The sequence below is a fragment of the Actinoplanes hulinensis genome, assembly GCF_019429605.1.
GTDB lineage: Bacteria > Actinomycetota > Actinomycetes > Mycobacteriales > Micromonosporaceae > Actinoplanes > Actinoplanes campanulatus.
On the sequence record NZ_JAHXZI010000008.1, the window covers coordinates 153,976 to 165,250 of the forward strand.

Below are 11,275 nucleotides of genomic sequence, written 5' to 3' on the forward strand. Positions count from 1 at the left end.
CCCGCTCTCGGTCAGCGGGCGCCCGCCGTGCGGCGCTTCGACCAGACGTCGAAGGCGACCGCGGCCAGCAGCACGATGCCCTTGACCAGCATGACCGTCTCGGTCTGGGCGCCGAGCAGACCCATACCGTTGTTGATCACGCCCATGATCAGGCCGCCGGTGATGGCGCCGACCACCTTGCCGACGCCGCCCTGGACCGCGGCGCCGCCGATGAACGCGGCCGCGATGGCGTCCAGCTCGAAGCTGTTACCGGCGGTCGGCCCGGCCAGGTTGAGACGGCCCGCGAAGATCAGGCCGGCCACCGAGGCGAGCACGCCCATGTTGACGAACAGCCAGAACACCACGGACTTGACCTTGACGCCGGAGAGCGTCGCGGCCTGGAGGTTGCCGCCGACCGCGTAGATCTGGCGGCCGAAGACGGCCCGGTTGGTGACCATGGTGTAGCCGACCACCAGCAGCGCCAGCAGGACGAGCACCCAGGGCAGGTTGCGGAACCGGGCGAGCTGGATGACCACGAACATCACCAGCGCGGCCGGGACGACCACCTTGACCGAGAACAGCCACGCCGGGTCGACGACCTGGTTGTAGCGGATCCGGCCGGCGCGGGCCCGGTACTGCACGACCGCGATGCCCGCGACCACGGACACACCGACGATGATGCTGAACAGGTCGGCGCCGCCCAGTGGCCCGAGAGCGACGTTGTTGAGGAAACCGGGGATGAAGCCGTTGGCCGCGGTCCGGACCTGCTCCGGGAACGGGCCGATGCCCTTGTTGCCGAGGATCATGTAGGTGACGGCGCGGAACAGCAGCATGCCGGCGAGCGTGACGATGAACGCCGGGATGCCGAAATACGCCACCCAGTAGCCCTGCCAGGCGCCGATCAGAGCGCCGAAGATCAGCGTCAGCAGAATCGCGAGCGGCCAGGGAACATCCCATTCCACCATCAGGACCGCGGCGAACGCGCCGGTGGCCGCCACCACCGAGCCGACCGAGAGGTCGATGTGCCCGGCGATGATGATCAGCACCATGCCGATCGCGAGCACGAGGATGTACGAGTACTGCACGATGATGTTGCTGAGGTTCTGCGGCGCCAGCAGGTCGCCGCCGGTCAGCACGGTGAACAGCACCACGATCAGCGCGAGCGCGATGTAGATGCCGCTCTGCTTCAGGTCGAAGTTGACCTTGCGAGGCGCCTGGCCCTGGGGTGCGGGTCCCTTGCCGGGCTGCACGCCGGTGCTGGTGGGTGCGGCGGTCACGGCGCCACCTCCTGTACTTCCTTCGTCATCAGGGTCATCAGGCTTTCCTGCGTGGCTTCGGCACGCGGCAGCTCGCCGGTGATCCGGCCGGCCGAGAGGGTGTAGATGCGGTCACAGATCCCGAGCAGTTCGGGCAGCTCGGACGAGATGACCAGGATGGCCTTCCCCTCGTCGGCGAGCCGGTTGATGATCGTGTAGATCTCGTACTTCGCGCCGACGTCGATGCCACGGGTCGGCTCGTCGAGGATCAGCACGTCCGGGTCCGTGAAGATCCACTTGGAGAGCACGACCTTCTGCTGGTTGCCGCCGGAGAGCTTGCCGGTGATCGCCTCGACGCTGGGGGCCTTGATGTTCAAGCTGGCCCGGAACTCGTCGGCGACCTTGTACTCCTCGTTGCCGTCGACCCAGCCCCCCTTGGCGAGCTTGCCGAGACTGGCCGCGGAGACGTTGCGCTTGATGTCCTCGATCAGGTTCAGGCCGTAGCGCTTGCGGTCCTCGGTGGCGTACGCCAGCCCGTGGTCGATAGCCTCGCGCACGCTGCGCGCCTGGATCTCCCGGCCGTCCTTGATCAGGCGGCCGGAGATGTTGACGCCGTAGGAGCGGCCGAAGACGCTCATCGCCAGCTCGGTGCGCCCGGCGCCCATCAGGCCGGCCAGGCCGACGATCTCGCCGCGGCGCAGCGTGAGGTTGGCCTTGCGGACCAGGGCCCGGTCGGGCTGGGTGGGACTGTAGACGGTCCAGTCCTCGATCCGCAGCGCCTCCTCGCCGATGGTCGGCTCGTGCTCCGGGTAGCGGTGATCCATGTCGCGGCCCACCATGCCAGAGATGATCTTGTCCTCGGTGAGGTTCGCGGTCTCCTCGGTCCAGATGGTCTTGCCGTCCCGCAGGATGGTGACCCGGTCCGAGATGCCCATCACCTCGTTGAGCTTGTGCGAGATGATCACGCAGGTGATGCCCTCGTCACGCAGGCCGCGCAGCAGGTCGAGCAGGTGTGCCGAGTCCTCGTCGTTGAGCGCCGCGGTGGGCTCGTCGAGGATCAGCAGCTTGACCTCTTTGGAGAGTGCCTTGGCGATCTCCACGAGTTGCTGCTTGCCGACGCCGAGCTGAATGACCGGCGTGACCGCGGTCTCGGAGAGACCGACCCGGCGCAGCAGCTGGTCGGCCGCCGCGTTGGTCCGGTTCCAGTTGATCCAGCCGTTCGTGGCCTGCTCGTTCCCGAGAAAAATGTTCTCGGCGATGGAAAGATTCGACGCGAGCGCCAGTTCCTGGTGAATGATGACGATGCCACGGTGCTCGCTGTCGCGAATTCCGGAGAACCGGCAGAGCTCGCCATCGAAAGTGATGTCGCCCTCGTACGTGCCGTCCGGGTAGACACCGGACAGCACCTTCATCAGGGTCGACTTGCCGGCCCCGTTCTCCCCGCAGATGGAGTGGATCTCTCCCCTGCGTACTTCAAGGTTGACATCCTGCAGCGCCTTGACGCCCGGGAACGTCTTGGTGATGCCGCTCATCCGCAGGATCGTGTCGGTCATGGGGACCCTCCTATTGGGCCGCGGGGGAGGCCGCGCCCCGCCCGCTGGGGTCAGGCGGAGCGCGAAACCCGGATCACTTCAGCTGGTCGGCCTTGTAGTAGCCGCTGTCGACCAGTTCCTTCTGGTAGTTGTCCTTGGTCACGATGGTCGACTCCAGAAGCATCGACGGGACGACCTTGACACCGTTGTTGTAGTCGGTGTTGTTGTTGGTCTCCGGGGTCTTGCCCTTGAGGATGTCGTCCGCCATCTTGCCGGTGGTCTCCGCCAGCTTGCGGGTGTCCTTGTAGATGGTGGAGTACTGCTCACCCGCGATGATCGACTTGACCGAGGCGAGCTCGGCGTCCTGGCCGGTCACGATCGGGTAGGCCTGGGCCGCGGTGCCGTAGCCGGCCGACTTCAGGGCCGACAGGATACCGATCGAGATGCCGTCGTACGGCGAGAGAACGCCGTCGACCTTCGCGCCGCCCTTGTAGGTGGAGGTGAGGAGGTTCTCCATGCGCTTCTGAGCGGTCTCCGGGTCCCAGCGCAGGGTCGCGACGGTGTCGAAGTCCTTCTGGCCGCTCTTGACGACGAGGACGCCCTTGTCGATGTACGGCTGGAGGACGCTCATCGCGCCGTTGAAGAAGAACGTCGCGTTGTTGTCGTCCGGCGAGCCGGCGAACAGCTCGATGTTCAGCGGGCCCTTGGCGCCGGCGTCGGAGCCGTCCGCGTTGAGGACCTTGAGGCCGGTCAGCAGCGAGGTGGCCTGCTGGACGCCGACCTTGAAGTTGTCGAACGTGGCGTAGTAGTCCACGTTCGGGCTCTTGCGGATGAGGCGGTCGTACGCGATGACCTTGATGCCCGCCTGGGCGGCGTTCTCGAGCTGGCTGGTGATCGCCTCGCCGTCGATCGACGCGATGATCAGCAGCTTGGCGCCCTTGGTGATCTGGCTGTCCAGCTGCTGGGTCTGGGTCGGGATCTGGTCTTCGGCGTACTGCAGGTCGACCTTGTAGCCGAGGCCCTCGAGCTGCGACTTGAGGTTGTCGCCGTCGTGGATCCAGCGCTCCGACGAGCGGGTCGGCATGGTGATGCCGACCAGGGCTCCGGTGTTGTCGCCGCTGGAAGTGTCCTTGTCGACGGTCTTCTCCGCATCCCCGCAGGCCGCCATGGTGGCGGTCAGCGCGGCGGCGGTGAGAACAGCCGCAATCCGGGTGAATTTCACGGTGGATCTCCTCTTCGAGAACGGTGTTACAGGGGGCGAGCCAGGCGGTGGTACGCCTGGTTCCAGCGCACTCGGTCGAGAAAATCGGCCGGCGTAGTGCGCTCATCGATCAGCAGAAGCTCGGTCTGAGCCATTTCGGCGAAGTCACGCAGGGTTTCCGCGCCGACCGCCTGCGTCAGCACGGTGTGGTGCGGTCCGCCGGCCGTGATCCAGCACTCGGCGGAGGTGGACAGCGAGGGCGCGGGCTTCCACACCGCGCGTGCCACCGGCAGGTGGGGCAGCGGCTCGTCCGGCGCAATCACCTCGATCTCGTTCGCGACCAGGCGGAACCGGTCACCCATGTCGGCCATGCCCATGACCACCGCCGGGCCGGGGGCCGCGTCGAAGACCAGGCGCACAGGGTCCTCCCGGCCGCCGATCCCCAGCGGATGGATCTCGGCACGCGGCTTGGCCGACGCGATGGACGGGCAGACCTCGAGCATGTGCGCGCCGAGGATCTTAGGCTCACCCGGACCGAAGTGGTAGGTGTAATCCTCCATGAATGAGGTGCCACGTCCGGTTCCGGAACCCATCGCCTTCACCGTGGCGACCAGCACCGAGGTCTTCCAGTCGCCCTCGCCGCCGAAGCCGTAACCGTCCGCCATCAACCGCTGCACGGCCAGGCCGGGGAGCTGGCGCAGACCGCCGAGGTCCTCGAAGTTGGTGGTGAAGGCGCCGAAGCCACCCTCGGTGAGGAACTGCCGCAGGCCGGCCTCGATCCGGGCGGCGTAGCGGAACGACTCGAGGCGCTCGCCGAGCAGCTCGGGCGCGATCTCGAAGGCGTCGCGGTACTCGGCGATCAGCTTGTCGATCTCCGCGTCCGGCACCCGGTCCACGACCGCGACCAGGTCGTTCACCCCGTACGTGTTGACCGAGACGCCGAAGCGCAGCTCCGCCTCGACCTTGTCGCCCTCGGTGACCGCGACGTCGCGCATGTTGTCGCCGAAGCGGGCCAGCCGCAGACCGCGCAGGTGCTGCAGGCCGGTGGCGGCGCGGGCCCAGGCGTCGACGCGCCTCACCACGGCCGGGTCGGACACGTGCCCGGCGATCACCTTGCGCGGCACGCCGAGGCGGGCCTGGATGAACCCGAACTCCCGGTCGCCGTGGGCGGCCTGGTTGAGGTTCATGAAGTCCATGTCGATGGTCGACCACGGCAGCGACACGTTGTGCTGGGTGTGCAGGTGCAGCAGCGGCTTGCGCAGCGCGTCCAGCCCACCGATCCACATCTTGGCCGGGGAGAACGTGTGCATCCAGGCGATGACGCCGATGCAGTCACGATCCGCGTTCGCCTCGAGCATGACCCGCTTGATGGCACCGGAGTCGGTGAGCACGGGCTTGCCCACGATCTCGGCGCTGACACCGGCCGCGGCCAGGGTCCGCTGGATCTCAGCGGACTGGTCGGCGACCTGCTGGAGAGTCTCCGGGCCGTAGAGATGCTGGCTGCCGGTCAGGAACCAGATCTGCGGGTTCATCGTGTTTCCTCGGTTCTCTCGAAATTCAGCGGGCCTCGGGCACGCGACACCCGATCACGCTGAGTATTTGTCACGCAGGAGTCGCCGCACGCTGAACGCGTCAATGATCTTAGCCGGGCCGGGCAGGCCCCACGGCGGACTCTGGTCACCGAGAGTGGGCGACACCGCACAAGCTGTACGGTCTGCGGACATTGCCTGTACCTCCGATGGGCGGCCGGCGCGGTGGCGGCGGCCACACCCCGGCGGAGAATCCCAGTGTTATCGCTAACAAAACCGGTGTCAACGGCAGTCGGCAACAACGAGGTAACAGCTGATTAATCAAGGCCGGCCGGCCGCCGGAAAGAGGGGCCGGACGGCCCCTCAGGCCGGGCGCGACACGCTCTCGCGGACGATCAGCTGAGGGGGTACGACGATCTGGTGCGCGGTGCCGGAGTCGTCCCGCATCTGGCCCAGGAGCAGGCTCAGCGCGGCCCGTGCCACGTCACCGAAGGCCTGCCGGACGGTGGTCAGCGGCGGGATGAAGTAGGCGGCCTCGGGCACGTCGTCGAAACCCACGATGCTGACGTCGTGCGGCACCCGGCGGCCCCGCTCGTGCAGCGCCCGCAGGATGCCCAGGGCCAGGTGATCGTTCGCCGTGAAAATGGCCGTGACCTCGGGCATCCGGGCCAGCATCTGACCGGTCCGGTACCCCTCGGCGGCGGACCAGTCGGCCGACAGCAGCGGCGGCACCTCGGCGCCCGCCTCCAGCAGCGTCTGCTTCCACCCCTGGATGCGGCCGGCCGAGTCGAACCAGTCGGTCGGCCCGGACACGTGCCACACCGTCTCGTGACCGGCGTCCAGCAGGTGCCGGGTCGCCGCCCGGGCCCCGGCCACCTGGTCGACGGTGACGAGCGGGCGGCCGCTGGCCGGGTCGCCGTCGATGAAGACCACCGGCACGTCACCGGGGATCTCGGCCAGCGCCTCGGCGGCCGACGCCACGTTGGCGATCACCACGAGACCGGCCACCCGCTGATCCAGGTGCCGGTCCACCACCGCGGAGATCGAGGAGCGGTCCAGCTCCCGGACGCTGCCCACGCTCACCGCGAAACCGGCGTCCGCGGCGGCCTGCTCGAACTCGGTCAGCATCGAGGCCGGCCCGTACAGCGTGCTGTTGCGGGCGACCACGCCGATCAGCTGGGACCGGCCGGTGACCAGGGCCCGGGCCGCGCGGTTGGGGCGGTAGCCGAGCTCGGCGATGGCGGCGCGGACCCGGATGCGGGTCTGCTCCTTGACGTTGGGATGATCGTTGAGGACACGCGAGACGGTCTGATGGGAGACACCGGCCAACCGGGCCACATCCGTCATCGCCGGGCTACGGCTGGCCTTGTCCACTTGCGCACCTCGTCCGATCCGGTTCTGATGGAGCGTAACGCCGAACCGCCACCGGCCCGCGCAGCAGAAATGTTATCGATAACATCCGCTTTGCACGAGCCCCGCGCGGACGATCTTCGCCGACACGTACTCTCGGCAGCGATGGAACCAGCAGTGACGATCAACGGGCCGGGTGTGCTCGGCAGCCTAGCGGACGAGGGTTTCACCTCGCTGCGCCGGGCCGCCGCCCCGCGCGCCGAACGCTACGAGACAGGCCGCGGCCTGCGCGAGCGCTCCCCCCGCTCGGAGATGGCCCACTGGAAGGCACCCGACCGCCGCCCCGATCCGGTCCGCCAGGTGATCGCCTCCCACGAGGGCCGGCTCGACCACCTCGTCCCGGTCCGGATCGGGCGCATGATCGTCTCTCCGTACTCCTTCCTGCGCGGCACCGCCGGCCTGATGGCCGACGACTTCGCCGCGCTCCCCTCGACCGGCATCGCCCCGGTCATCTGCGGCGACGCCCACCTCGGCAACTTCGGCTTCTACGCCTCGCCGGAGCGGGAGCTGGTGTTCGACCTCAACGACTTCGACGAGGCGCACACCGGCCCGTGGGAGTGGGACCTGCGCCGGCTCGCGGTCAGCGTGCACGTCGCCGGCCGGGTCAACGGCTTCCGGGAGAGCTCCTGCTCGGACGCCGTGGCGCACTGCGTCGAGCAGTACCGCGATCAGATCGGGCACCTCGCCGACCAGCCGCTGCTGGCCCGCTCGTTCGACCAGCTCGACGTCGACGGGATGCGCTCGCACGCCAGCCGGGCCAGCTTCCGCGACGAGATCGAACGCGCCGCCCGGCGGGCCCGGCGGCGCACCAGCGACCGGGCGCTGCCCCGCTTCACCGAGCGGCACGACGGCACCGCCCGCCTGGTCGAGGAACCACCGCTGATCACCCGGCTGCCGGAGCGGGAGCACGAGCAGCTCGCCGAGGCGCTCGACGGCTACCTCAACACCCTCAAACCGCACTGGGCCCGGATCCTCGGCGGCTACCGGATCGTCGACATCGCGCACAAGGTGGTCGGCGTCGGGTCGGTGGGGCTGCGGGCCTACGTCGCCCTGTGCGAGGGCAGCAGCAGCGACGACGTGGTCTTCCTCCAGCTCAAGCAGGCCCGCCGGTCGGTCGTGGCGAAGTATCAGCACGGCGACCTGGCCTGGCACCGGCACCAGGGCCAGCGGGTGGTGGAGTACCAGCAGGCTCTCCAGACGGTCAGCGACCCGCTGCTCGGCTGGACCACGGTCGGTGAGCACCAGTACTACGTGCGCCAGTTCCGCGACATGAAGGGCGCCATCCTGATCGAGGACATCAACGCCGGGGCGCTCGCCGACTACGCGGGCATCTGCGGATCGCTGCTGGCCAAGTCGCACGCCCGGACCAGCGGGGCGTCGATGATCGCCGGTTACGTGGGCAGCGGCGACAAATTGGACGAGTCGCTCAGCCGGTTCGCGAAGGCGTACGCCGATCAGGTCGAGGCGGATCACGCGGCGCTCACCCAGGCGGTCCGCCGCGGCCACCTGCCGGCGGAGCCGGCGTGACGATCAGAACCCATCCGGAGGTACGACCGTGAGCGGCGTTGTTCCCCTCGGCTCCCCCGCCCTCGCCGAATTCTGGACCGAGCGGCACCTGTGCACCCTCACCACCCTGCGCGCCGACGGATCGCCGCACGTGGTGGCGGTCGGCGCCACCCTCGACCCGGCCGCCGGGATCGCCCGGGTGATCTCCTTCGACACCTCCACCAAGGTGCGCAACGTCCGGCGTGGGCAGCACCGGGTGGCGATCTGCCAGGTCGACGGCCGCCGCTGGAGCACGATCGAGGGCCTGGCCGTCGTCCGCGACGATCCCTCCTCGGTCGCCGAAGCCGAACGCCGGTACGCCGGCCGCTACCGCACCCCCCGGCCCAACCCGGCCCGGGTCGTCATCGAGGTGGCGATCACCCGCGTTCTCGGGTCGGCGACACTACTACCCTCGTAGGTCATGAGCACCTCGCTGTACTCCGCGGAACCCAGCCCGGTCGGCGAGCCGGACAGCGTGCTGCTGCCCGGTCACGACGTGCCGCTCGGGCGGTACACGACGGTGCGCCGCCTGCTCCCGCACCGGGAACGGCGGATGATCGGCGCCTGGTGCTTCGTCGACCACTTCGGGCCCGACGACGTCAGCGGCCGGCCCGGCATGCAGGTCCCACCCCACCCGCACACCGGCCTGCAGACCGTCACCTGGCTGGTCGAGGGCCTCATCGAGCACCGTGACAGCCTCGGCAGCCACCAGTTCATCGCGCCCGGTCAGCTCAACCTGATGACCTCCGGGCACGGCATCGCCCACTCCGAGTACACGCCACCCGACCACCCCGACGGCATGCACGGGCTGCAACTGTGGCTCGCCCTGCCGGAACAGGCCCGGCACGGCGCCGCCCGCTTCGAGCACCACGAGAACCTGCCCGCCCACCGCGACGGCCCCGTCACCGTCACCGTCGTGATCGGACGGCTCGGCGAGCTGACCTCGCCCGCCGGGACGCACTCGCCGCTGGTGGGAGCCGAGATGCACTACTCGGCGGCGGCCGCCCACACGGTCGCCCTGGAGCCGTCCTTCGAACACGGGGTGGTGGTGATGTCCGGGACGGCCACCGTCGACGGGACCGTCCTCGAACCCGGGTCGCTGCTCTGTCTCGGCTCCGGGCGTACCTCGCTGGATCTTGATGTCTCCGGGCCGGCGCGGCTGTTCCTGCTCGGCGGCGAGCCGTTCGAGGAGCCGCTGGTGATGTGGTGGAACTTCGTCGGCCGCAGCCACGAGGACATCGTCCGGGCGCGAGAGCAGTGGATGGCCGGTCCCGGCGCCGGGCGCTTCGGCTTCGTGGATGGTTGCGCGGCCGACCCGCTTCCGGCTCCCGAGCTCCCGACGGTACGGCTGAAGGCGCGCGACCGGCACGGCCGGACCCACTGAGCTTTACTCTTCGGCGGGCCGTTGCCATGATCGTCCGATGACGCCCGCCCGACTCCTCACGGCGCTGGCCGGTGTCCCCGGTCTGCACCCGCGCGCCGACCAGCGGGTCCCCCCGGTCATCACCTGGGACGACGGGCCCTGCGGGCGGACCGCGACGGCCGCCCTCGCCGCCGGCGGCTTCCGGGTGAGCGAGCCGTTCTGGGCCGGCGGGTGGGGATCGCCGCGGTGAGCGGGCTGGCGCACGCCGGTTACATCCGGGCGGTGGCCGCGGCGCTCGAGGCCGCCGGGGTGCCGGTCGCCGACTGGCGCGCCGACGACGGTGTGCCGCGCGACGGCTGGATCCCGTTCGATCTGGCCCGCCAGGTCCGCCTGCACGGACGGCCGGTCTGGGACCACGACGAGGCCGGGGCCGTCTGGTCCGAGGTGGACGGCTGGCGACTGCTCACCGTCGACGACCCGGGTGGCCGGAATGTCCGGAGTGTCCATGCCCTTGACGTGACGACGGTCGCCGCGCCGTCGTCGGTGGCCCGGGCCGTGACCGAACGGGCGGGTATTCGATCCGGCGGGCCCCGAGCGGAGGAGGTGGACACCGACTTCGCCGGACGGCGGGCCGGCACCGGGGATCCCGCTTTCGAGGCGGCTCTGCGCCGATATTCGGCGGGTCGCACAAAGTGCGTTGACGGGTGGCCGGACGCAGCGGAAGGTCGAGGGTAGAACGACGACCTCCGACGGAGGAGCCCGTGACTCTCGTCGATGCCAGCCGGATCATCCTCATCCTCGCCGCCCCGGCCGTCGTGGTGGCCGCGGTGCGTCATGTGCCCCGGGGCTGCGCGGTCCTCGCCGACCGCCGGCGACGACGGCGACCGGCCGAACCGGCACCCTACGGCCCACCGATCGAACGGCTCGCCGCCGACCTGCGGCGACTGCTCCGGCTGCACGGGGAACTCGCCGCGTCGGCGCACGCCGCGATGTCCGCGCACCGGGTGTGGGCGGTGGAGGCGGCCATCGGCGCCCGCGCGATCGAGGCGGCCACCGCGCTCGGGGTACCCCACCCGCATCCGTCCCGGGCGGCGGCGCTCACCCGTACCGAATTGTCATCGATCTTGACCCTCTTGGCCGAGGCGGGCCTGGTGTTGCCGGCCCGGGTCGGCGGATTCACCACCGACGGGCGGTTCTGAAGCAGAGGCGGCAGCGGGCCTGCACCCACCGCCGCCTCCGTCCCGGCCGGCCTGGGAAGGAGAAGACCACCAGCCGGGAATCCCGGGAACAAAGCACCACGTGTCGGGAACGGCGGCGAGGACTACGCCCGGGAGCCGGTTCGGGGCGAAGAGACTCAGAGGGCCGGAGTGGTGGGGGGGGGGGCGCGGGCCCCCCCCCCCCCCCCCCCCCCCCCCCGGGGGGGGGGGGCCCCCCCCCCCCCGGGGGGGGGGGGGGCGCCG

At 69.9% G+C, this 11,275-nt stretch carries 11 protein-coding genes; 6 read left to right on the plus strand and 5 right to left on the minus strand.

Features of this window, described 5'->3' with window-relative positions; translation table 11 throughout:
- Positions 1-11 precede the first annotated feature (11 nt).
- The 5 genes from mmsB to KZ829_RS16695 form a co-directional block, all read right to left on the minus strand.
- Positions 12-1,256: a multiple monosaccharide ABC transporter permease gene (gene mmsB / locus KZ829_RS16675; protein WP_220144825.1), complete on the minus strand. Its 1,245-nt coding sequence runs from the start codon at positions 1,254-1,256 to the stop codon at positions 12-14.
- The gene (mmsA, locus tag KZ829_RS16680; RefSeq protein ID WP_220144826.1) at positions 1,253-2,788 is read right to left on the minus strand and encodes a multiple monosaccharide ABC transporter ATP-binding protein; all 1,536 of its coding nucleotides are present in this window, start codon (positions 2,786-2,788) and stop codon (positions 1,253-1,255) included. Before mmsA ends, mmsB begins: the two co-directional genes overlap by 4 nt.
- 73 nt (positions 2,789-2,861) lie before the next feature.
- Entirely contained in the window at positions 2,862-3,989 is a 1,128-nt protein-coding gene (gene chvE, locus KZ829_RS16685; RefSeq protein ID WP_372453874.1) for a multiple monosaccharide ABC transporter substrate-binding protein, read from the minus strand.
- Between the two features lie 26 nt (positions 3,990-4,015).
- Positions 4,016-5,500 carry an L-arabinose isomerase gene (gene araA, locus KZ829_RS16690; RefSeq protein WP_220144827.1) on the minus strand — a complete coding sequence of 495 codons (1,485 nt, stop codon included), beginning with the start codon at positions 5,498-5,500 and terminating at the stop codon, positions 4,016-4,018.
- A 360-nt stretch (positions 5,501-5,860) separates the two neighbouring features.
- Positions 5,861-6,844 (minus strand): LacI family DNA-binding transcriptional regulator, encoded by a 984-nt coding sequence (locus KZ829_RS16695; RefSeq protein WP_183219368.1) that lies wholly within the window; start codon positions 6,842-6,844, stop codon positions 5,861-5,863.
- 168 nt (positions 6,845-7,012) lie between these two features.
- On the opposite strand from KZ829_RS16695, the gene KZ829_RS16700 reads away from it, so the two are divergent.
- From KZ829_RS16700 to KZ829_RS16725, 6 genes are read left to right on the plus strand one after another with little or no spacing between them, the layout of a single operon-like run.
- Positions 7,013-8,434, plus strand: coding sequence for a DUF2252 domain-containing protein (locus KZ829_RS16700; protein ID WP_220144828.1), 1,422 nt, complete (start codon positions 7,013-7,015; stop codon positions 8,432-8,434).
- Between the two features lie 28 nt (positions 8,435-8,462).
- A complete protein-coding gene (locus KZ829_RS16705) occupies positions 8,463-8,870 on the plus strand; it encodes a pyridoxamine 5'-phosphate oxidase family protein (protein WP_220144829.1) in 408 nt (135 codons plus the stop codon).
- A 3-nt stretch (positions 8,871-8,873) separates the two neighbouring features.
- Positions 8,874-9,836, plus strand: coding sequence for a pirin family protein (locus KZ829_RS16710; protein ID WP_220144830.1), 963 nt, complete (start codon positions 8,874-8,876; stop codon positions 9,834-9,836).
- A gap of 37 nt (positions 9,837-9,873) precedes the next feature.
- Positions 9,874-10,065: a hypothetical protein gene (locus KZ829_RS16715; RefSeq protein ID WP_220144831.1), complete on the plus strand. Its 192-nt coding sequence runs from the start codon at positions 9,874-9,876 to the stop codon at positions 10,063-10,065.
- Positions 10,062-10,550: a DUF6292 family protein gene (locus tag KZ829_RS16720; protein ID WP_220144832.1), complete on the plus strand. Its 489-nt coding sequence runs from the start codon at positions 10,062-10,064 to the stop codon at positions 10,548-10,550. The genes KZ829_RS16715 and KZ829_RS16720 overlap by 4 nt, the downstream gene beginning before the upstream one ends.
- Positions 10,551-10,576: 26 nt before the next feature.
- Entirely contained in the window at positions 10,577-11,014 is a 438-nt protein-coding gene (locus KZ829_RS16725; protein WP_246635746.1) for a hypothetical protein, read from the plus strand.
- Positions 11,015-11,275 lie beyond the last annotated feature (261 nt).